19 protein-coding genes, 1 tRNA gene and 3 pseudogenes are annotated in these 23,712 nt (G+C 35.5%); 15 read left to right on the forward strand and 8 right to left on the reverse strand.

All coding sequences use genetic code 11. The annotated features are described in order from the left end of the window. The first annotated feature begins 3 nt into the window (after positions 1-3). The 5 genes from IGB25_RS07370 to IGB25_RS07390 all read left to right on the forward strand — a co-directional run bounded on the left by IGB25_RS07370 (position 4) and on the right by IGB25_RS07390 (position 4,263). A complete protein-coding gene (locus IGB25_RS07370) occupies positions 4-1,809 on the forward strand; it encodes a T9SS type A sorting domain-containing protein (protein ID WP_211064463.1) in 1,806 nt (601 codons plus the stop codon). Positions 1,810-1,925: 116 nt separating this feature from the next. Continuing rightward, positions 1,926-2,882: a ribosome small subunit-dependent GTPase A gene (gene rsgA, locus IGB25_RS07375; protein WP_211064464.1), complete on the forward strand. Its 957-nt coding sequence runs from the start codon at positions 1,926-1,928 to the stop codon at positions 2,880-2,882. 3 nt (positions 2,883-2,885) lie between these two features. After that, complete coding sequence (gene dtd / locus IGB25_RS07380) at positions 2,886-3,338, forward strand: D-aminoacyl-tRNA deacylase (protein ID WP_211064465.1); 453 nt, start codon at positions 2,886-2,888, stop codon at positions 3,336-3,338. Between the two features lie 319 nt (positions 3,339-3,657). Next, positions 3,658-4,089, forward strand: coding sequence for a peptidylprolyl isomerase (locus tag IGB25_RS07385; protein WP_211064466.1), 432 nt, complete (start codon positions 3,658-3,660; stop codon positions 4,087-4,089). Positions 4,090-4,191: 102 nt separating this feature from the next. Then, positions 4,192-4,263: transfer RNA gene (locus IGB25_RS07390), tRNA-Arg, on the forward strand. Between the two features lie 303 nt (positions 4,264-4,566). Here IGB25_RS07390 and IGB25_RS07395 read toward each other — a convergent pair. From IGB25_RS07395 to IGB25_RS07430, 8 genes and pseudogenes are all read right to left on the reverse strand, one after another. Beyond that, a pseudogene (locus IGB25_RS07395) lies at positions 4,567-6,397 on the reverse strand (cbb3-type cytochrome c oxidase subunit I). Positions 6,398-6,416: 19 nt separating this feature from the next. Continuing rightward, the gene (locus IGB25_RS07400; protein WP_211064467.1) at positions 6,417-7,478 is read right to left on the reverse strand and encodes a cytochrome c oxidase subunit II; all 1,062 of its coding nucleotides are present in this window, start codon (positions 7,476-7,478) and stop codon (positions 6,417-6,419) included. Positions 7,479-7,504: 26 nt separating this feature from the next. Next, complete coding sequence (locus tag IGB25_RS07405; protein WP_211064468.1) at positions 7,505-8,830, reverse strand: quinol:cytochrome C oxidoreductase; 1,326 nt, start codon at positions 8,828-8,830, stop codon at positions 7,505-7,507. A gap of 23 nt (positions 8,831-8,853) precedes the next feature. After that, positions 8,854-9,489 carry a cytochrome c gene (locus tag IGB25_RS07410; protein WP_211064469.1) on the reverse strand — a complete coding sequence of 212 codons (636 nt, stop codon included), beginning with the start codon at positions 9,487-9,489 and terminating at the stop codon, positions 8,854-8,856. Positions 9,490-9,492: 3 nt separating this feature from the next. Further along, positions 9,493-10,017 carry a DUF3341 domain-containing protein gene (locus tag IGB25_RS07415; RefSeq protein WP_211064470.1) on the reverse strand — a complete coding sequence of 175 codons (525 nt, stop codon included), beginning with the start codon at positions 10,015-10,017 and terminating at the stop codon, positions 9,493-9,495. 2 nt (positions 10,018-10,019) lie between these two features. Beyond that, a pseudogene (gene nrfD, locus IGB25_RS07420) lies at positions 10,020-11,764 on the reverse strand (NrfD/PsrC family molybdoenzyme membrane anchor subunit). Between the two features lie 23 nt (positions 11,765-11,787). Next, positions 11,788-14,865, reverse strand: a complete 3,078-nt coding sequence (locus IGB25_RS07425; protein ID WP_211066876.1) for a TAT-variant-translocated molybdopterin oxidoreductase — start codon at positions 14,863-14,865, stop codon at positions 11,788-11,790. 26 nt (positions 14,866-14,891) lie between these two features. Beyond that, on the reverse strand, positions 14,892-16,238 hold the full coding sequence (locus tag IGB25_RS07430) for a c-type cytochrome (protein WP_211064471.1): 1,347 nt from the start codon (positions 16,236-16,238) through the stop codon (positions 14,892-14,894). Positions 16,239-16,429: 191 nt separating this feature from the next. Between IGB25_RS07430 and IGB25_RS07435 the strand changes: the two genes are divergently transcribed. The 10 genes and pseudogenes from IGB25_RS07435 to IGB25_RS14875 all read left to right on the forward strand — a co-directional run bounded on the left by IGB25_RS07435 (position 16,430) and on the right by IGB25_RS14875 (position 23,623). Further along, positions 16,430-16,789 (forward strand): SPOR domain-containing protein, encoded by a 360-nt coding sequence (locus IGB25_RS07435; RefSeq protein WP_211064472.1) that lies wholly within the window; start codon positions 16,430-16,432, stop codon positions 16,787-16,789. Between the two features lie 276 nt (positions 16,790-17,065). After that, a complete protein-coding gene (locus IGB25_RS07440) occupies positions 17,066-17,320 on the forward strand; it encodes a hypothetical protein (protein WP_211064473.1) in 255 nt (84 codons plus the stop codon). Continuing rightward, the gene (locus IGB25_RS15155) at positions 17,313-17,765 is read left to right on the forward strand and encodes an IS66 family transposase zinc-finger binding domain-containing protein (RefSeq protein WP_211064474.1); all 453 of its coding nucleotides are present in this window, start codon (positions 17,313-17,315) and stop codon (positions 17,763-17,765) included. Before IGB25_RS07440 ends, IGB25_RS15155 begins: the two co-directional genes overlap by 8 nt. Before the next feature lie 14 nt (positions 17,766-17,779). Then, a pseudogene (locus IGB25_RS15540) lies at positions 17,780-18,007 on the forward strand (transposase); the annotation flags it as partial. Positions 18,008-18,071: 64 nt separating this feature from the next. Next, positions 18,072-18,428: a transposase gene (locus IGB25_RS15160; RefSeq protein WP_247653707.1), complete on the forward strand. Its 357-nt coding sequence runs from the start codon at positions 18,072-18,074 to the stop codon at positions 18,426-18,428. A gap of 26 nt (positions 18,429-18,454) precedes the next feature. Beyond that, entirely contained in the window at positions 18,455-19,144 is a 690-nt protein-coding gene (locus IGB25_RS07460; RefSeq protein ID WP_211064475.1) for a DUF2064 domain-containing protein, read from the forward strand. Between the two features lie 36 nt (positions 19,145-19,180). Further along, the gene (locus tag IGB25_RS07465; protein WP_247653440.1) at positions 19,181-21,394 is read left to right on the forward strand and encodes a TonB-dependent siderophore receptor; all 2,214 of its coding nucleotides are present in this window, start codon (positions 19,181-19,183) and stop codon (positions 21,392-21,394) included. 23 nt (positions 21,395-21,417) lie between these two features. Then, on the forward strand, positions 21,418-22,173 hold the full coding sequence (locus IGB25_RS14870; protein WP_247653441.1) for a hypothetical protein: 756 nt from the start codon (positions 21,418-21,420) through the stop codon (positions 22,171-22,173). Positions 22,174-22,414: 241 nt separating this feature from the next. Next, positions 22,415-23,368: an ABC transporter substrate-binding protein gene (locus tag IGB25_RS07470; protein ID WP_247653442.1), complete on the forward strand. Its 954-nt coding sequence runs from the start codon at positions 22,415-22,417 to the stop codon at positions 23,366-23,368. A gap of 3 nt (positions 23,369-23,371) precedes the next feature. After that, positions 23,372-23,623, forward strand: coding sequence for a hypothetical protein (locus tag IGB25_RS14875; protein ID WP_247653443.1), 252 nt, complete (start codon positions 23,372-23,374; stop codon positions 23,621-23,623). The last annotated feature ends 89 nt before the right edge of the window (positions 23,624-23,712 follow it).

Genomic DNA, 23,712 nt, shown 5'->3' on the forward strand with positions numbered 1-23,712 from the left:
CCTATGAAACTTTTAATTCGCTTTTTATTATATATAGTTTTATTGCCGAGTTTAACCGCCCAGACCTATACCTGGGAATGGGCAGAACGCGGGGGAGGAAAACGGAATATAGCTGGCGGTGGCTCTATTGCTTATTATAGTAGTTATGAACACATTAGAGACATTGTAATAGATAGTAACAACAACTATTATTATCTGGCTACAGTAGGCAATGACCAAAGCACTTATGGCGACTTACCTATTACCACCTATGATGATGGCAATTCTGAACGCGATGTATATGTGTTTTCTACCGATGCGCAGGGCAATTTTAGGTTTAGTAAGACCATTGGTGGTGGGTTTTGGAGTGATTTTCCGGGATCTTTAGCCATAGATGCTCAGGATAATATTTATGTATCTGGTAGTGCACCTGCATCAGTACAGGCTAACGATACACCAGTTCATTTTGATACGGATAGTATTATGCCTATTGGCTCTTTAAACACGCCTTCACCAGCCAACAAAAACCTCTATACGCTAAAGTATGACAGTGGGGGTAATTTTCAATGGTTACGTCAACCCCAATCGCCCAACCTATCTTGGGTTGACATATTTCCAGAAACTCAACATTTCGACATGGATGTGGCACCAGATGGCACAGTGCATTGGTTTTGTAGGATATGGCTAGGAAGTCATTTAAACGGGAATTTGGTTGTATCAGATAGCATGACAGCAGGTCAATCGGTTATTATCCGCTATGATACCCAAGGCAATTACCTCTCGCATATCTTGTTAGATTTTGACCTTGATGGCTTTGATGGTTTTAACGTCTCTATGGATTATGACCCCGTTAATAATCGGTATTATTTGGCTACTCATCGTCTCACAGGAAATTCATCGCTCTCTTTTAATGGAGTGCTTGCTCCTACTACTTTTTTATTGGCTTTAGATACTTCTGGTACTCTTCTATGGCGAGAAGATAACGTAAGTAATGATAATTCTCCTGGAATGTTAATAACAGATGTTAAAGTAGATAACCAAGGTGATATATTTATTACTGGAAAAGTTAACAGCGGTAATGTTTTAAATAATTCTAACGATGGAGAATCCTTTGCTGGTTATGTTTTTGATCAAGCACTAGACAGTGGTCTTGGAACTACAGGTTCTTACTTGCTTAAACTCAATGCCCAAGGTAACCTATTATGGGGAAGTAACACAGATACCTTTTCATTTTATCCCGGAAGAAGTATTTCTTTTTTTGACAATGAAGTTGTTTTGGGTTTAGGACTTGACAATAACACCACTTGGGATGGGTTTAGTGTAGGCGGTAGTGGATATGAAGCCTCGTTGGTGCGCTTTGATAAAGCTACGGGAGCGGTGATAGAAGTTATAAAAACCAATAGCGGTACAGCCAATGCCGAGATTACCGCCGTAGCCGCAGACCAGTTGGGCAATTATGTGGTTGGCGGGTTTACAGAAAGCGACCTGTTTGTTAACGACAACACTATGCCAACCCTGACCAAAACAGGTGGAGTCGCAGATTTCTTTACTGCTAAGTTGGCTTGCCAAAATTGTAATTTAAGCACAGATAACCCCAGTGCAAGTCCAGATATGGTTTTGTATCCCAATCCCGCAAGGGCACAATTTAGTATAAAAAGCCAGCGACCTTTATCGCGTTATCAAATTTTTGATGTGCAAGGTAGAAATATCCAACACGGTCAACTCAACGCCAATCCCATAGACATCTCAAGTTTAGAAAACGGCGTATATCTCATTAAAGTTATAAGCCAAAACCAACATACGCAGGTGCTGAAGTTGGTGGTGGAGTAAAGTCGTGTTTTAAAAAATATATATCTAAAACTAAACAATTCATATTCTATACAAGGCCTACCAACGAATTAATCCATTATATCTATATTTACAGCCTTTAATAATCAAGTCAATTCGTGAAAGGCATCGTTTATAAATCTACTGGCAGTTGGTATCAGGTTAAAACGTCTGACAATAGCTTTTATAATTGCAAACTGAAAGGCAAAATTAGACTTCAGGGGCTAAAAAGCACCAACCCCATTGCAGTAGGCGATAAAGTCGATTTTGAAGTCATAAAAGACGGCGATGAGACCATTGGTATCATCAAAGCTATTGAAGAACGTAAAAATTACATCATTCGCAAATCGGTTAACTTATCTAAGCAAACCCACATTATTGCGACCAATATAGATTTGGCATTTTTAGTCATCACGCTCAACAATCCTGAAACCACAACTACGTTTATCGACCGGTTTCTCGCTTCTGCAGAAGCTTTTGATGTGGAATGTGTTTTACTGTTCAATAAATTAGATACTTTAGACCAAAACGAATTTGGCGAACTTAAATATTTAGCTGAAATTTATCGTGAAATTGGTTATCACCGTATTGGTATTTCGGCGTCAACTGGCAAAAATTTAGATCAAGTCAAAGCCTTGATGATTGATAAAATCAGCGTGTTTGCAGGTCATAGTGGCGTTGGTAAATCGAGTATTATCAATGCTATGGATGCCAATATTAACATCAAAACCAAAGCAATTTCAGAGCAACACGCCCAAGGTCAGCATACCACAACCTTTGCCGAGATGCACGAAACCCATTTTGGAGCAAAAATTATTGACACGCCAGGCATTCGCGGTTTTGGAATGATTGATATGGAAAAAGAAGAACTCAGCGATTATTTCAGAGAATTTTTTGCTTTGAAATCAGAATGTAAATTTCATAATTGTCTGCACATCAACGAGCCTAAATGTGCAATCAAGCAAGCTTTAAATCACGATATTATAGCGTTTTCAAGATATAAAAGCTATTGCCAAATTTTAGAAGAACTCGACGACCAACAACAAACTTTTCGTAAAAACCCTTATGCCGATTAAATTATGAGAGTGATTTTACAACGTGTAAAACAAGCTGAAGTCAAGGTTAAACCCGATTATCATGCTGAGATACAAGAAGGTTTATTGATATTTTTAGGCATAGCAGATGAAGATACGCAAGACGATATTGATTGGTTGGTTCGGAAAATATCGAGAATGCGTTTGTTTAGTGATGAAGCTGGCAAAATGAATCTCAGCCTTTTAGATACAGGTTTTGAAGCCATGGTAATCAGTCAATTTACGCTTCATGCTTCTACAAAAAAAGGCAATCGCCCCAGTTTTATTAAAGCCGCAAAACCCGAATTAGCAGAACCACTTTACGAAGCCTTTGCTAATACCTTAGAACAAAACCTTAATAAAGAGGTGAAAACTGGCATTTTTGGAGGAGATATGCAAGTTACTTTAACCAATGATGGACCAGTGACGATAATTATGGATTCAAGAGATAAAGTCTGAAATTTGATGTTCTCGTTTTAATTTAATTTTCATGTGCTAAGTTTAATTCAGCACAACCCTTTGACAACAAGAGTTCAAACTGAAAGCGTAGATTGTTTCTCAAACCTGTATTAGCTCATCCACTATAAATTAAAAAAATTAATTCTATTCTATTTAGGGTCATAATGCCAAATGCATTCAAATGTGTTATAAAGAAAATTTTAACTTGAATAAAAGTAATTTAAATATTGAGTTCAAAATATTAAATAATTGATAATTAAAGCAATTAGGTTTGCAGACTTATAATAATCTGTAACTTTGTAAAAAAAATACATAATTTATGAGTCAAGTTAAAGACAAAGACACTGTAAAAGTGCATTACACAGGGAAATTAACATCAAATGATCAAGTATTTGACAGTTCTTTAGAACGTGAACCTTTAGAGTTCACTTTGGGTCAAGGTATGCTAATACCTGGATTTGAAAAAGGAATTATCGATATGAAAGTTAACGAAAAAAAGACATTAAAAATAAACAAAGACGAAGCTTATGGCGATGTACGCGACGACTTATTCCATAAAGTTAGCAAAGAACAACTTCCAGAAGAAATCAAACCAGAAGTTGGCATGGGATTAGTTTCAAAAAACCCAGATGGGAGTGAACAACAACTTCGCGTAGCCGCTGTAAATGACGACCATATTGTAGTTGATGCCAATCATCCACTTGCTGGCCATGACTTAACCTTTGAAGTTGAAGTTGTAGAAATCAAATAATTTATAATTTTGTTTTTATAATATTAAGCCGTCTTCACAGACGGTTTTTTTATTAAATGAAATAGGAGTTCTATAAATTTAAATTTAGATTTGCATTCCATTGGCTCTGTAGTTCAACGGATAGAACAAAAGTTTCCTAAACTTTAGATCTAGGTTCGATTCCTAGCAGAGCTACTGTTTTAATTCAATTATAAGATAAACTCTATAAATTACAGACTTAACGTGAGTTTGATTTATTGAAAGCTGTAAATCAGATGATTACATATTTTTGTTAGCAAATTTTGTTATTTCGAACGAAGAAAGAGGAGAAATCTCATGCTTCGCTCTATCGACATGGCAAATGATTAAATATCTGTATTTTATGTGAATATATTTTATTGGAATTTATATCGAACTCACGTTATAGTAAACTCAAATATAACAAAGAACGCCTTAGAAACTCTAAGACGTTTATATCAATTTATGAAGCTTATTTTGCTAATGATTCATTTCTTCTTCTCCTTCTTGTAAAGGCACATTTTGTGGAACAAAATCTTGACCAGCAATCACATAGTCACTTTCGTCTGAATTAAGTTTACTGTAATCGTAAGACCATCGATAAACCGTTGGCAAATCACCATACCAGTTGCCGTGAATGTGTTCTACTGGTGCAGTCCATTCTAAGGTATTTGCTTTCCACGGGTTCTGTGTTGCCCGTTTACCGTAGAAAATAGAACTGATGAAGTTGTAAATAAACACAATTTGAGCCGCAGACGGTGATAAAAGCAAACACAGAAATCAAAACATTGGTATCGGCCAAATCATCAAAGTATGGAAAAGCGGTGTTGGCATAGTAACGTCTTGGTAAACCTGCCATTCCAATAAAATGCATAGGAAAAAACACACCATAAGCACCTACAGCAGTCACCCAAAAATGGATGTATCCTAAGTTTTTGTTCATCATGCGCCCAAACATTTTTGGAAACCAATGATAAACACCAGCAAACAATCCATATAGTGCAGAAATACCCATCACTAAGTGGAAGTGTGCAATAACGAAATAAGTATCGTGAACGTTGATATCTAAGGTGCTATCACCCAAAATTATACCTGTCAATCCACCTGTAATAAAAGTAGAAACCAATCCTATGGAAAACAGCATAGCGGGATTAAATTGTAAATTTCCTTTCCACAATGTGGTAATATAATTAAAAGCTTTAACAGCTGAAGGAATTGCAATTAGTAAAGTTGTAAATGTAAACACAGATCCTAAGAAAGGATTCATCCCAGAAACAAACATATGGAGACCCCAAACTACGGTAGATAAAAAGGCAATTGCTAAGATAGAAACAATCATTGCACGGTAACCAAATATCGGCTTACGAGCATTAGTGGCAATAACTTCAGAAGTAATACCTAAAGCTGGCAAAATAACAATATAAACTTCTGGGTGACCAAGAAACCAAAATAAGTGTTCATACAAAACAGGTGAACCACCTTGGTGTGCCAAGACTTCACCTTGAATATAAATATCACTCAGAAAAAAAGATGTTCCAAAACTTCTATCCATCAACAACAACAAACCTGCTGATAACAAAACAGGGAAAGAAACAACACCTATGATAGCTGTGACAAATAATGCCCAAACGGTTAAAGGCAATCTTGTCATAGACATACCTTTGGTTCTCAAATTTATAACTGTAACAATATAATTAAGCGAACCGAGTAAAGATGATGCAATAAATATAGTCATAGACACCAACCATAAAGTCATTCCTAAACCAGAACCGCCAATAGCTTGCGGTAGAGCACTTAAAGGTGGATAAACCGTCCAACCCGCAGATGCTGGACCTGCTTCAACAAAAAGAGATGAAATCATTATGACAGCCGATAAAAAAAACAGCCAATACGACAACATATTCAGGAAGCCTGATGCCATATCGCGAGCTCCAATTTGAAGCGGAATGAGTAAATTACTAAACGTACCACTTAAACCTGCTGTCAAAACAAAAAATACCATAATAGTACCGTGAATGGTAACCAAGGCTAAGTAAATGCCTGGATCCATCACACCATCTGTTCCAAACTTGCCCAGAAGTGCTTCAAATATCCAAAAGTTTTCACCAGGCCACGCTAATTGGAGTCTCATAAGCAGAGACATTGAAATACCAATAAAACCCATAATCAGACCTGTAATAAGATATTGCTTAGAAATCATCTTATGGTCTATACTAAAAATGTATTTTTCTATAAATGACTGTTCATGATGGTGATGTGCATGATCTTCCGCATGCTCGCCTGAATGTGCTGTTGTTGCTATTGCTGACATCTTTAAATTGTTTCTTTAATTATTGTTTAGCTAATAATTCTCCAAAAGTTTGTTGCTCTTCAATCCATTTGTTGAATTCTTCTTCTTCTTCAACGACTATTTTCATTTGCATATTGTAATGTGTAACACCACATATTTTATTACAAAGCAAGTAGTATTCAAATTCATAATCATCTAACTCAGAACGACCTTCTGCAATTAATTTTTTACTTCTTTCGTCGCGTATTTTGTTTATGCGTTTCACTTTCTCCAACATATAATCGCTATTTCTAATTTCATTAGAAGTTATTGTAGGTGTAAACCCAAACTCTGTAATCATACCTGGGACAACATTCATTTGAGACCTAAAGAAAGGGAAATAGGCAGAGTGCAAAACATCTTGAGAACGGAATTTAAAAATCACAGGTTTGTTGACAGGTAAGTGCAATTCGTTAACAATTACATCGTCTTTGCCATATTCATCCGTCTCATCAACACCGAGTTGATTGACGCCTTCTATAAATCTTACATTTGCTTTGCCGAGAACATTGTCTTGACCAGCATAACGAGCTCTCCAATCAAATTGATAAGCGTATATTTCTACAACCATAGTATCTTCATCTTGCTTTGGATTCATAATTTGAGTCCAAGAAACAAGTCCGTAAATGATTAAACCTGCTAAAACAACAACAGGAATTACGGTCCAAATAAACTCTAAGGTATTATTGTCGGCATAAAACAAAGCACGTTTTCCTTTTTTACCACGATATTTGTAAGCAAAATAATGCAATAAAGCTTGAGTGATTACCTGAACAGTCATAATTATCCCTATTGATATAAACATTAATTGATCATAGGTAGAACCGTGATCTGATGTCGCTTCTGGTAAATAAAACTTACTTAGATTCCAAAATGAATAAATCATCAAACCATAAAGAAACACCATAAATACAAGCATAATTTTGGCTTGTTTTTGGTTGTCTTTATCATTGGCAATAGCACCATCATCATCTGACGGTTTTGATAATTTGTATATTTTAGATATTTGCCAAAATGTAATGGCTAAAAGTGCTAATACGATTATGATTAAAAATGCTGTCATATATTTTTATCTTTCAATATTATAATTTAATAATGATATTGTTGGCTTTCTTTTAAAAATGGTGAATTTTTAGGAACTAAAGGAAGTTTACTAATTCCTTTAAAGGCGAACCAAATAAATAATCCTAAGAAAAAGAGTAAACTACCGATTTCTGGAATACCAATAGCCCAAGCATCTCCTACAGTACCAGGCATTATGAGTAGGAAGAAATTAAAATAGTGACCTACTAAAATCAAAATCCCTGTCAAAACAACTAACCAATTAATTCGTTTAAAATCTGAATTCATTAAAATAAGAACTGGACCTACAAAGTTAATAGCTACAATCCCGAAAAACATCAACTTATAATTTTCAATCCTCGATACAAAATACACTGCTTCCTCTGGCATATTAGCATACCAAATCAGCATAAATTGAGAAAACCATAAATAAGTCCAAAATATGCTAAATGCAAACATAAATTTAGCTAAATCGTGGATATGGCTGTCGTTAACTTGTTCTAACAAACCTTTTGATTTGAGATAAATACTCACTAAAGCAATAGTTGTAATAGCAGAAACAAACATACTTGCAAAGACAAACCATCCAAACAACGTGCTAAACCAGTGTGTATCAATACTCATTATCCAATCCCAAGATACTATGGCTTCAGTAATAATGAATATAGCTAAAAAGGCTATTGATAATTTGACATTTTTTTTGTATAAATTCAAGTTTAATTCATCATCTTGTTTGACAGAATTTTTGACTAATAAATGTCTAAAAAACGACCACGTAAATAAAATAATAGCTGAACGAATAAAGAAGAATGGAATATTCAAATATGCTGATTTTTCCTGTATAACTTCATCATGAGCTACAGTTTCAGGATCCATCCATATATATAAATGGTTGAGTTGCAAACTTGAGAGTATAAGAAATAAGAAAATCAAAATTCCACCAGGCAACATATAATTTGAAATTCCCTGCATAACTCTAAACAATAGTGGAGACCAACCAGCTTGAGACACATTTTGTATAGCGTAAAACACAAGAGCTCCAACTGCAATTAAAAAGAAAAACAACATTGGCACAAAAACGGCTGACCAAGGTCTGTTTTGCATTTGATGATAAGCATGCTCAAGATGTTCATCGCTATGAGCTTCTTCTGCACGATTTGAGCTTTGCCCTTCAACTTGATGTGTATTTGCTGTTTCAGCATGAGAATCGCCATGTTCAGCTTTGTGTTCTAATAATTCTTTAGCTTCAGCTTTTGAGCTTGGGGCTTGCCAAAAGCCATAAGCTATCCCTAAAACACCCACAACCATAAAAATGATTGCTGATAAGCGAAGTTTGTTGGACATTTTATACATGATAATCTATCTTATTTTGTTCTTTATTCAGTTATTGCGACTTCTTCTTCTACAGTATTTTCAACATCTTGTTTTGTTTCTTTCTCAGTTTCAAAAGCTCTTTCTGGTTTGCCCTCAAGCTCAGCTTTGAGTTTCATGACATAATGGTTAACCTGCCAAAGTTCCTTTTCACTCATTTGAGAGGCATAAGATCCCATCGTGTTTATACCATAATACATAACATGATATGTACTACCTTCAGTAATTGCTCTTCCTTGGTCATCATAAGCTGGCACACCGAGTATTTTTTCTTGTTGCACTAACCAACCTTGTCCATCTCCTTTTTGACCGTGACAAGTTGCACAATATATATTAAATAATTCTTGACCTTTTTTTAAGTTTTCCTCAGAATACACTAAAGGATTTTTAAGTTCTGCTTTTGCCAAATTATAGCCTTCTGGGTTATTTTTATAATTATAAGGCAACCAACCTCTAGGAATAGTTCCTTCAACAGGCAACATGGCTTCTTGTTCGTTAGGAAATATTGTCGCTTCTTGATATGTCTCATAGGCTAAAGACTGATACATGTCTGGAAAATACTGATAATTAGGATTGTTTTTATCAGCACATGAACTCAAGCTAAGCACAAGACAGAGTAAGATTAAAATTGAATATTTCATAGGTTAAGATTGTTTTAATGTAACTTCCTTAGCGCCTGTGGCTTGTAAAAACTCAGCTAGGCTCTGAACATTATTTTTTTCTCTACTAACTTCCATCAAAAAATGGTCATCGGTTGTTCTTGGGTCTGGATTTTCTGCTTTTTTAAATGGCCAAATTTTAGAACGCATATAAAATGTAATAACCATCAAGTGAGTCGCAAAAAACACTGTTAACTCAAACATAATAGGAATGAAAGCTGGCATATTTTGAAAGAATGTAAAACTTGGTTTACCACCAATATTTCTAGGCCAATCATCTATCATTATAAAATTCATCATCCAAACAGCAACGCCAAGACCGAGAACACCATACATAAATGAAGTAATAGCTATTCGTGTTGGTTTTAAACCTGCGACTTTATCAAGACCGTGAACTGGAAATGGTGTAAATACTTCCTCAATATGATGATGAGCAGAACGGGTTTCTTTAACGGCTTTCATCAAGTGGTCATCATCTTCGTATAATGCTTGTAATGTGTAATTTGCCATAATTAATTCTTGTTAAGTAAGTTAGCCTCACCTATCCAATATTTAGTTTTTGATTTCGGAAACTTTTGGATAAGTTCGTCTAATATTCTAAATTCTTTTTCAGTCATCTTTGTAACTTGCTTATAAGTATAAACCCCAATTTGATTGAGTTTTTCTTCTAAAGCAGGACCAACACCAGATAAGCGTTTCAGGTCATCTGCCATATCCTTAGATGCTTTTCCTATATTTAAAATTAAAGTCTCAACTAAATTAGCATTTTCTTTATTAACCTTTTCTCTTTTATTTTCCTGTTCTGCTATTAGTTTTTCAAAATCGGGAAGCGGTTGTTGCTTAGGCAATTCATAAAGTTGAACATCATCACCTTGAGCTTCACGCATTGCTTTATATCGATCTCCAGATAGTTTTAAAATACTTTTAACCTCTGCTTGAGCAATTACTGGAAAAGTTCTAGAATATAACAAAAATAACACAAAGAAAAAGCCTATAGTTCCAATAAAGATACCAACATCAACAAAAGTAGGCGAAAACATTGACCAAGTTGATGGTGTACGCCCTTTGCTTAAACAAAGTACAATAATATCAAACCGCTCAAACCACATTCCGATATTGATTACAATAGACACTAAGAATGTCCACATAATATTTCTTCTCATCTTTTTCCACCAAAGTGAAAGTGGCACAATAAGATTACATAGTATCAATGCCCAAAACGCCCACCAATAAGGTCCAGTTCTGCACCAAATGAAAGATAAGTATAATCCTCATAAGCACTTCCAGAATACCAAGCAATAAAAAATTCAGTAATATAAGCTGTACCAACAATTCCACCGGTTACGATGATGACTTTGTTCATCATTTCAATGTGGTCAACGGTAATATAATTCTCTAAATTTGAAACTTTACGCATTATAATCAACAAGGTTTGCACCATAGCAAAACCTGAGAAAATTGCACCGGCAACAAAATATGGTGGGAAAATTGTACTGTGCCAACCTGGAACAACCGAGGTAGCAAAGTCAAATGATACAATGGTGTGAACTGATAACACAAGTGGTGTAGCCAAACCTGCAAGGACTAAAGACACTTCTTCAAACCGTTGCCAATCTTTCATTCGTCCACTCCAGCCAAATGATAATATAGAATATATTTTTTTCTGAAATGGTAATTTTGCACGGTCTCTTATCATGGCAAAATCTGGCAACAAACCAGTGTACCAAAACACAAGTGATACCGATAGATAAGTTGAAATTGCAAATACATCCCATAAAAGCGGTGAGTTAAAATTCACCCACAACGACCCAAATTGATTAGGAATAGGCAACACCCAATAGGCTAACCAAGGACGACCCATATGAATAATCGGAAACAAACCTGCTTGAACAACAGCAAAAATGGTCATCGCCTCAGCAGAACGGTTTACCGCCATACGCCAGCGTTGTCTAAATAAGAGTAATACTGCCGATATCAAGGTAGCGGCGTGACCGATACCAACCCACCAAACAAAGTTGGTGATATCCCAAGCCCACTCAATAGTATTGTTGAGACCCCAAACACCAATTCCAGTGGAAACAGTATAAATGATACAACCTAATCCCCATAAAAATGCAATCAGAGCAATGGAAAAAACAATCCACCATAATTTGTTGGCTCTGCCTTCAATAGGTCTCGCAATATCAACCGTAACATCGTGATAAGACTTATCTCCGGTTACAAGCGGTTTTCTAATGGGTGCTTCGTAATGAGACATAATATATTTTCTAATTAATTAGTTTAAACTTCTTTTCTATTTGTGATTTTTGTTTGATAGAATACATTAGGTTTTACTCCTAAATATCCTAACAGATAGAATTTTCTATCATCTTGTAATTTTTCATAAACTGTATTAGATTTATCATTTACATCTCCAAATACCAAGGCTCCACTATCACACGCATTGCTACAAGCGGTTTGAAATTCTTCATCTTTAACGGGTCTTCCATCACGCTTAGCATCTAATATAGATTTTTGAGTCATTTGAATACACATTGAGCATTTCTCCATCACACCTCTTGAGCGCACAGTTACATCTGGATTAAGCACCATTCTTCCCAAATCATTATTCATATGATAATCAAACTCATCATTTTTGTTATATCTAAACCAGTTGAAACGTCTTACTTTATAAGGACAGTTGTTTCCACAATAACGTGTTCCAATACAACGGTTGTAAGTCATTTGGTTTTGACCTTGACGTCCGTGACCAATAGCTCCAACAGGACAAACCGTTTCACAAGGGGCGTGATTACAATGTTGGCACATTACAGGCTGAAACGCTACCTGAGGATTGTCAAATGACTCGTCTTCTACTCTTCTATGGTGGTCTAAAGCTCCATCTTCTTTATAGCGTTTTTGTTCTTCATCAAATGTATCGCCAGCAGAATAGTAACGATCAATACGCAACCAGTGCATATTTCTGTTGTTTCGCACTTCTGCTTTACCAACTACTGGTACGTTATTTTCAGAATGACAAGCAATCACACAAGCTCCACATCCCGTACAAGCATTTAAATCTATTGACAAATTAAAATGATGACCAATTGAACGGTCAAATTCTTGCCATAGATTAACCTTATTTGAATCAAAAGGATATTCTTTGTGATCTTTAGAAAAAACTGGTGTTGGATTCCATTCTTCTTTGTCTTTATTAACATAGTCGGCAAGACTGGTTTCTACAATAATGTCTTTTCGACCTGCCATCGTGTTTTGCAATTGCAAACTGGCAAATTCGTGATTTCCTGAAGTCTTTTCTATGCTGATGCCTTGAATGTTGCTAAAGTCTTTATATAAAGGATAAGCATTCACGCCGACTTTCATTTCATCTTGTAAGCCTTCAACTTGTCCATAACCAAGGGCTAAACCAACAGAACCAGGAGCTTGACCTGGCTGAACCATAACTGGCACATTATTTAAGGTCGTTTGACCAAGTGTGATATTCACTAAATCGCCATCAATAGCACCTTTAGAGGTTACTCTATTTTCTATACCAAGTTTGTCTGCGTCAGTTTTAGAAATCGTTAAATAATTATCCCAAGTATTTCTTGTGATTGGATCTGGGAATTCTTGAAGCCAAGGATTGTTAGCACCTTTGCCATCACCCATTGCTACTTTGGTATAAAGCGTTAATTCAAAATCACCTTTTGGCGAATTAGAATTAAAAGCACTTATCATTTGACTTAAAGATTCAGTTGTAGTTGAATTGTTTTCTGATTTTTCAGTTGAAACTTCGTTTTTAGCTTCAAAAACACCATCGTGTAAAGCTGTATTCCATTTAACACCATTGGCGTATTCACTAAAGCTATTTTTAAGATAATCGTAATATTTTTCGTCGCTATCAGTCCATTTCAAAAGGCATTCTTGAAATTGTCTGGTATTGAATATTTTTTGAATTGTAGGTTGTGTTAAGGCAAAATGGTTTTTGGTCATTTGCACATCTCCCCATGATTCTAAATAATGTGGTGTAGTCGCAACATATTTTGATAACATTGCTGTTTTGTGTTTTGTGGTTGCAAAACTCACACTACATTTCACTTTCTTAAGCCCTGAAATAAATTGGTCGGCTTCAGGCAAAGCATAAGCTGGATCGACACCGCAAGAAATCAATGCACCAACTTTTCCAGCATTCATATCCTTGACTAGCGTTTTAACATCATCATCATTACCTTGTCTTATCAATCGGTAATTTTGAGTATCAATAACTTGAGATCCAAGTGCTTCGTTGATAGCCAAAGCCATTGCTTGAGCGGCTTTATCTTGAATACCTGTTACAAAAATGGCTTTGTTTCCAGCTTTTTTAAGATGTTTTACTGCTTTAGTCGTTGCTTTTTTATGTTTGTCATCAAGTTTTGGCGAGACAGAAACTTCACCAGAAATCTGTCTGTATATTTCTAAGAGTATATTTTTCTGAACACTTGGCTTAGCAGGTACGCGTTCATCGGCATTAGCACCAGTTGTTGTTAAATTGGCTTCAAATTGGATATGTTTAGACATTTTTCCGTTTTGTGGCACACGACTTTTTGAATAGTCAGCGTCAAAACCGCCACCTTGCCAATCTCCTAAAATATCAGCACCGACAGAAACGATAGTTTCAGCTTTAGAAAAATCATAATTAGGTAATGCTCTTACGCCGTATTTAGCTTTAAACGCTTCTAACATTGAATGTTCAGAAACTGCATCGTAAGTAATATGTTTTGCCGTTGGATATTTTGCTTTAAAATCTTCAATCAATTTTTGAGTGCTTGGACTCGCAAAAGTTTGAGTTAAAAACACAATAGGCTTGCCTCCAACAGTGTCTAATTCTTTTTTTACCGCATCATCAAAAGTTTTCCAAGTCACATCTGCACCATCAATGCTTGGATTTTGCAAACGTTTAGTATCATATAAAGATAAAACTGAAGCGTGAACTCTGGCACCACCAGCGACTTTAGCTTTAGACTTATCATTCCACTCAATTTTTATAGGTCTTCCTTCGCGGGTTTTAACCAAAACGCTTGAAAAGTCAAACCCATCAGCCATAGTCGTGGCATAATAGTTTGCTACGCCAGGCACGATACGTTCTGGCTGAAACACATAAGGAATCGACTTAATCACAGGACCTTCACAAGTCGCTAAAGTAGCAGCCGCTGTGCTAAAACCGACATACTTTAAAAAATCTCTTCGGCTTGTAGAAGATTCATCTTGAGATTCTTCTTCTCTGATCTGCGATTTGCTCGGTAAATCCTCAGTAAATTCTTTGGTTTGAAGAGCCTCAACTACAGAGCTATCAGCGTTGAGCTCTTCAGGGTTTTTCCAGTATTTTTTATTTGAAGACATATAAGAGTAAGTATTTCTATGGTTGATTAATAATGACATTTACCACATTCTATTCCACCCATATCGGCTACGGTAAATTCTTCTACATTATATTTTTTTGATAATTCTTCGTGAATTTTAGTATAGTATCCATTGTCTTTTACCTTAACATTGGTAGTTCGATGACAATTTATACACCATCCCATTGTTAAAGGTGCGTTTTGATACATCACCTCCATTTCTTGAACAGGACCGTGACATTGTTGACACGCAATTTGCCCTACCGTAACGTGCTGTGAATGGTTAAAATAAACCAAGTCAGGTAAATTATGAATTCTAACCCACTTAACAGGTTTAGATTCACCCGTAAAAGATTGCGTGGTTTTATCCCAACCTACAGCTTCATAAAGTTTGGCGATTTCAGCATTATAATCTACATTAAATTCTTCTTTACCTTTAGCTTGTGTTTCAGGTGCCACTTCTGCGATTTGTTTGTGACAATTCATACAAACATTGAGAGAAGGAATGCCCGAATGTTTTGAAACTCGAGCTGATGAGTGACAGTATTTACAATTTATTTTATTATCACCAGCGTGAATTCTATGTGAATAATGAATAGGCTGAATCGGTTCGTAACCTTGGTCAACACCAACTTGCATCAAATAGCCATAACCAAACCAAGCCGTGGCAAGCAAAAATATAACTGCTGTAACCAAAACTAAAAATCCATTTTCAGCATAAGCTTTCCACAATGGTTTTTTTGGTCGCTCATCTTCAGATTTAATTTTAACGCCGTTTACCTCAGCAAAGCGGTTAAGCGTTTTATTGACTAAATATAAAATAACGACAAGCAGTAATAAAACAAAGGATAAAATTGCTAAAATTAAATCTGTAGAAATTTGATTACCTTGAGCTTGCCCACCGGCAGATGCATTGTCTGCAACAGCGACTTTAGGTTCAGGTTTTGGCTGTTCCACATAAGCTAAAATATCATCGATATCTTGATTGCTCAACTGCGGAAAGGTGTTCATAGCCGTCTGGTTGTATTCTTCATAAATAGCCACTGCCCTTGAATCACCAGACTTAATAAGTTGTTGATTGTTTCTAATCCAAGCATAAAGCCATTCAAAATCACCATTATATTTATTGACGACACCGTTCAAAGCTGGTCCAACAAATCTTTCATAAGGTTTGTGGCAAGTCGCACATAAAGATTTGAATAGCTTTTCTCCCTTTGCAGGATCTCCTCCAGGAACAACTGAACTTGCGGTGTCAGTATTTTCTGCAGAAGCTGTTGCCGTGCTATCTACTTTTGCATCTTGAGAATAAGCACTAATGCTAAAAAGAATAAAGAATAAAGCAAAAAGAGAAGGGCGTAGAATCACCTTTTTCATAATAGTTTTCAATTAATATTAAATCAGACTATTCGCATGTCTATAAAAAAATTGAATACAAAAATAAGATAATAGGTTGATTTTGGTAATGCTGATATTTGTTAAAAGTTAATTTAAAGTGTTTCTAAATAATAAAATCAATCTTTGTATCAAAATAATTTATTTTTGTAAAACGTTTGAACTAATAACTTATGAAAAATCTGTATTGTATCTTATTCATTTGTTTGAGCTTAGCTATAAAAGCTCAAAATACAACTGTCAACACTCAAACTTTAGATAGCTTACTTTGGCTGAAGAAAAAGATGGTTAAAGATCACGAACTCAAGTCATTTTATACCATTCAGATTTTTTCAGGCACGAGAGAAAATGCTGAACAAACTAAAAGAGAATATGATTCTAAAGGCTATGGATATCAAGCTACAATAGAATACGAAACGCCAAATTATAAAGTATGGGTTGGTGAGTTTCGAACAAAATTGTATGCCGATAAAGCTTTTGCTGAGCTCAAAAAAGATTATCCCAATGCTTTAATTTTTAGACCAGGGCGATAAATCATTTTGTAAGGTTTTAAATTTTCAAACGATAAAACAATTCGTAACTAATCAGTGTCAAAAATAAGACTATAAATTTTGGATAATACAAACTGAGCATATATTTTCTTTGTGCTTATTTCAATTTTTTAAAAAAAATTTCAAATAAGCCACTCATTAGAGCTTGATTTTAAAAATCAGACCTTTATCAACATTTTTAACTTTTTGGATTGATAACTAATTGGTTAATAATTTGTTTGTTACAAACATACCACCCTACATTTGTAAGAAAAAAAGTTGGAAAAGGATAAGCTTATAGAATCACTCTTGCAGAAGGTAGAAGAACTTTCTAAAAAGCTAATTGCTTTAGAATTAGAAAATAGTCAACTTAAAGCACGACTTACCAAATATGAAACTCCAAAAAACAGTAATAATAGCTCCATACCACCCTCAAAGGATGAAAATAGACCAAAGAGGAAAAGCCTAAGAATAAAGACAGGGCGTAAGCCGGTGGGCAAACAGAAGAAAAGGCAATACTTTGAAGATGGTTGAGATACCTGATGTTACAGAAGAACACATACCAGATTATTGTAACTGTTGTGGAAACGACCTTTCATCACTTCCACATCAATATGCAGGAAGTCGACAGGTATTTGACATCCCTGAAATAAAAATAAAAGTCACAGAACACAAGGTTTATAAAAAAGTTTGTCCTTGCGGTTGTGAAACAAAAAGCGACTATCCATCACAAGCAAATGCACCCGTAAGCTATGGGAATAATATTGAAAGTTTAATAGGATATTTTCATACCAGACAATACTTGCCTTTTAAGAGAATGCAAGAAATGTTCAATACGGTTTTTAATATTCCTATAAGTGAAGGAGGAATACACTATTTATTAAACAAACTTGTCACTAAAGCTGAACCTGCATATAATCTGATAAAACAAGAAATAGCAAACTCAAAATCACCTATCGGTAGCGATGAAACAGAGTAAAAGTATCAGGAGACAAAAACTGGGCGTGGACATGGCAAAATGAAAAAGCAACCTTTATTACCATAACTGATAATAGAGGACAAAAAAGTATAGAACAAACCTTTGAAAATGGTTTTGAAAATGCTGTGTTAGTGCACGATTGTTGGAAGAGTCATTTCAATACCAACGCTCAATCACACCAAATTTGCATGGCACATTTACTTCGGGATTTAAACTATCTAACTGAAAAAGCACGATCATAAATGGAGTAGAGCTTGCAAAAACTTATTTTTAAAAGCCATCAACTTTAAGAAAAATATAAAAGATATAGCCTTTAACAAGGATTGTCCAATAAAGAAAAGTATAGAAAAAAGAATGGATATCATCTTAAATCATGATCCGCCAAAAGAACATAAAGAATTAATAACTTTTAAAAAAAGACTTATAAAATACAGGAACTATATCTTTACATTCCTCTATCATCTGGATGTACCTCCAGATAACAACGCCTCTGAAAGAGCAATAAGAAATATAAAAGTAAAACAGAAAATCTCTGGACAATTTAGATCAGAACAGGGCTGTGATAACTTTGCCATACTTAGATCTGTAACAGATTCTTGTTTAAAAAATCAGCAATCAGTTTTATCTACACTAAATATTATTGCTAATTTGCGGACTGATTAGTTACAACAATTCAAATGCTATAAAAATTGAATTCTAAAACCGCTATTCTCGTTTTTGCCAATTCGCCTGAAGTTGATGCTCAGCGTAAAGGAATTCAACACGGCGAAAAGTTGTTTGAACAACTGAACCAAAACTTGATTCAAAAGGTAAAACGAAGTCGGTTACCCTATTTTATAACTACCGAGAAAACTCAAAAAGGGAAAAACTTTGGCGAACGCTTTTATAATGCTATTAGTGATGTTTTTGAGTCTGGTTATCAACAAGTCATCACAATTGGAAATGATACACCTCAGCTTCTAACTCAACATATCCTCAAAGCTCACCAGGCTCTAAATCAAAACAATACAATCTTAGGACCTTCAGTTGATGGTGGGTTTTACATTCTTGGAATTCACAAAAACACCTTTGATGATTTAGATTTTAAAAATTTGGCTTGGCAAACTTCTAAGTTGTTCAATCAAATTAAATCAGCTTTAATTGGTCTTCAAAACAATGTGCTTTGCTTAGAAACTTTTAATGACATCGACAATATTGAAAGTTTAAAACACATTCAAAATTTTATCCATAAAATTTCAGCTCAAATACAACATTTGATTTCAATTTTAATCAAACGATTTGAGTTTATATTTTTCAACCTACAATTTTCAACTTTAGGTGTTAATACTCAAATACCATTTAATAAAGGTTCGCCACGATTAGTCTCAATCACGCGTTAAAAATTTTATTTTCAAATCCTTTATTAAATCTAAAAAATGACCAGATTTTTAAGCCTGTGTTGTATTCTACTGACTTGGTTAGGATTAGCACAACAAGACATCAACGTTACCGTTATTGACCTTGAAAACAACCAAAGTATTTCAAATATTGAAATTCGATTACAAAACGAAAATCAAGGAATCAATATCACAAAAACTACAAACGAAAAGGGACAAGTGGTGTTTAAAAATATTTTGCCTTTGAACGGTTACAAAATCATTTTTGAAGGCAATACAACATACGTCCAACAACAATCAGAGCCAATCGATATCCGTTCTAACGAAAATATCAATTTACCATTTTATCTTATCTCCAAAGATTTTGCTGAACAATCTTTAGACGAAGTTTTGATTACTCAACAAAAGACGAGTCGAATTAATCGTCAAGACGCTGAAGTTTCTTTTGAGTTAGAAGCCCAAGAAATAGAAGAAATACCTGTTGAAGGCCGAGATATCACTCGAGTTCTGTATAGGATTCCCAATGTTACTCAAGCCACAGGATTTTTTCCTGAAGCACCAAATGTGAGTATCAATGGAGCAAACCCGCTTTTTACATCCTATTTAATCGACGGGATGGATAATAATGAGCGTTTTCTCGGTGGACAGCGTTTTGCTATTCCAGCTGGTTTTGTGAAAGACATTACCGTTTTGACCAGTAATTTTTCAGCAGAATATGGATTGACCAGCAATGGTGTCATTGATATTACAACCAAATCTGGTGGTAACGAACATCACGGCGAAGTTTTTTTTGTGACGCGACCTGGCCTAGAAATTGACGGTCAAACCGATTTTGCCCAACGCGATTTGTCTGGCAACTTGGTTAAAGATGGCTTTGCGAGATACCAATCTGGTTTTGCTGTTGGTGGTCCAATTGTAAAAGACAAAACTTTTTATTTTATCAATTTTGAACACACAACTGACCAAAAAGACAACCTATTAAATTCTCCAGATTTAGGAGTTATAGAAACGGTTGAAGGCACTAATACATTCAATTATTTTTCAGCTAAAATCGACCACATTTGGAAAGAAAATTTTAGAAGTTCTTTGAGAGCCAATATCGGCGTCATCGATATAGAACAACAAGGTGGCGGACTTGAAGGTGGCGTAACCTTTCCATCGGTCGCAAGTGCACAAGAGCGTAATAGCATTAATTTGGCTTTAAAAAATGCATACAATATTGGCAATATGAGTTTTGAAACCAATGTTCTTTATGGGCGTTTTCGTTGGAATTACGCTGACCCCGATAATGGCGCTTCGCCTCAAGTTACCGTGAGAAACCCTGCCGACCAACCTGTTGCCATTGTTGGTCATCCTGGATTTGTGTTTGACGAAATTGAAAACACGGTTCAGATTCAACAAAAATTTAAGTGGTATTTAGAAAACCATACCATCAAAGCAGGTTTTAATTATATCAGTGGCGACCACGAATTGTTTGGCGGTGGTAATCCTAATGGAAACTACATAGTAAGATTAACCGACCAACAACTCAACACGCTAAATAGTCAAAATATTGGTGGCGCGTTAAATGTCGATGATATTCCTTTGGATGCTGAAGTGGTGAATTATGGTGTTGAATTAAGACCTTCATCTTTTGGCACGACTCAAAACATCACGTCGTTTTATGTTGAAGATTTATGGAAAATCAATGATAAACTCAATGCCACTATAGGTTTAAGATACGATTATGACAACTTATCTAAAGGCGGAAGCACCGATGGCGACACCGACAACATCGCCCCACGACTCAACTTTAACTTTAAACTTACTGAAAATTCTGTGATACGCGGTGGATATGCCATTGCCTACGATAAAATTAACTATGCGATTTATAGTGATGCTTTACAATTGAACAACAATTCTGAAGACTATAAACTGCAAATTCAAGAACTCGTAAATCAAAGTATTTTACCTGCTGATACTGATATTGACCGCGTAACTTTCAATGGAAATTTGACGGCTAATTTTAGTAACATCAACTTTTTAGAAGGACCATCGCCCGCAGATTTGGCTGGAAGTGAACAAAATGTGTTTTCTAATGAAAGAAGAATATTAAATCCAAATGGTTATGACAATCCTTATTCACATCAATTTACTTTAGGCTATCAAGTTCAGTTGGAGAATGACAAATTGTTTTTTGTAGATGTAATGCACAATCGGGGCAAAAATTTATTTCGTTTAAGAAATCTCAATCTGCCGAACCCTTTCCAATAGGAAGTGATTTTTCTCCTGATGATGTGAGAACCATAGAAGAAGCCGATGCAACTCGACCCATACCTATCGTGAATGGCGTTGGAATTATTGACGGACAAGAAGTTGAAGGTGTGGCGAGAAACGTGGTAGTTACTGAAACCAAAGGCGAATCTGAATATTGGGCGACGAGTTTTAATTTGCAAAAAGCCCGAGGTCAAAACAACTATTCATATCGTGTCAATTACACTTTATCATCTTTAAAAAATGATACAGAAGATATCAACTTTAGAGCTATGGATGCCAATAATTTTGATGCAGAATGGGGACCGTCTATCAATGACAGGCGACATAATATTAATGGTATTTTTAATTATTATCCTTTTGAAGGCACGACCATAACTTTGGTCGCACTTTTACAAAGCGGACAACCCATCAACAGAATTCCTGACGGTGAAGTTTTTGGCACAACCGACTTGAATGGCGATGGTTCAGGCTTTGGCGATGCTTATGTGGGCAACAGCGACCGCTCACCTGGCAGATCCAGAAACAACGACCGCTTGCCGTGGAATAACACTTTTGATGTTGGTGTTCAGCATCGGTTTAAATTGAGTAACAACCACCGCTTAGAGTTTCGAGCTGATATATTTAATGTCTTGAATGCAGAAAACTTGAGTGGATTTTTTAACAATGCCACGCAGAGTAACCAAATTCAGGCTGGACCAGCATCTTCTGGGCGTTTTGTGCGACGAAATGCTGGACCGCCAAGACAGTTTCAGTTTGGGGTGAGGTATTTGTTTTGAGTTTAATAAAAGTCTCTCGCAAAGTCGCGAAGGCGCGAAAGAATATTTTAATTAACAATAAATCTAAATAATTTTATGGCATTGATTATGGTATCTTTATTTTTTAACTAAGGAAATAAAACTTTGCGTTCATTGCGTCTCAGCGGTGAAAATAAATAACCGCAAAGTCGCTAAGAACGCTGAGATTCTCAATTAGTCATTTTATTAAGCACATCGCAAAAACATAATTAAAGTAAAAACTATGCATAAATCCATTATAACAATTATTCTAATCTGTTTTTTAGGCTGTAAAACTGATAAAACTTCAGATGAAAGCGTAGATTTATCTGATTGGGCGCTGATTGAAACGCAAGGTCAAAGACAAAATATCAATTTGATGATGTGGAAAGGCGACCCGAAAATCAACGCTTATATGAGCGATTATGTTTTGCCCAAGGTAAAGGCTCAATACGGGATTGATGTCAACATTGTCAGTGGTCAAGGCAATATGATTGTGCAAAGTTTGATGACCGAATTGCAAGCTAATAAAAGTGAAAGCGAGATTGATTTGGTTTGGATCAATGGCGAGACGTTTTATCAACTACGTCAGATTGATGCCCTTTATGGTCGTTGGACGTCTGTATTGCCTAATGCTGAATTTATAGATTTTGACAATCCGTTTATCAGGAAAGATTTTCAGCAACCTATTGACGGCTACGAATTGCCTTGGGGCAATGTGCAAATGACCTTGATTTATGATCAAGCTAAGGTTAAGAATCCACCACGAAACAAAACTGAACTGCTGAATTTTGTCAAAACCCATCCAGGTCAATTTACCTTTGACAATCATTTTACAGGTTTGACTTTTTTAAAAAGTTTGCTGATCAGTTTTGCAGAAAATCCCAAAGAACTTTATAGTGAATTTGATGAAGCTACTTATCAAAAATATAGCCAACAACTATGGGAATACATCAACAAACTAAAACCTTATCTTTGGCAAAAAGGTGAAGTATTTCCAGAAAATGTAGCTCAAATGCATCAATTGTTTGCCTCGGGTGAAATTTGGTTCAGTATGAGTAACAACGACAGCGAAGTGGATAACAAAATTAGCGAAGGACTTTTTCCTAAAACCGCACGTGCTTATGTGCCTGATTTTGGCAGTATTCAAAACAGCCATTATTTGGGGATTCCAAAACTGTCTAAGCACAAAGCGTGAGCAATGTTGGTCGCCAATTTTATGATTTCAGCAGAAGCCCAAGCTCACAAATCTAAGCCTGAAGTTTGGGGCGATGGCAGTGTTTTAGATCTTAAAAAATTACCTGAAAATGAGAAACAACATTTTGAAAATATTGTTAGACGTCAATATGCACCACCGAGAAGTGAGCTTAATCAAAAAGCATTAATGGAGCTTAACCCCAAATATATGATTCGATTGGCTGAAGATTTTAGAACAAAAATTATTAATCCGTGAAATTGAAGGTTTATTTTATACTTGATGAAGTATTAATTTTACTAACTTTACCATATTCTTTTAAACATTAGGTTGATGATTTAAGGATT

Origin of the sequence: Flavobacterium sp. CS20 (genome assembly GCF_018080005.1) — a bacterium.
Lineage (GTDB): Bacteria > Bacteroidota > Bacteroidia > Flavobacteriales > Flavobacteriaceae > Psychroflexus.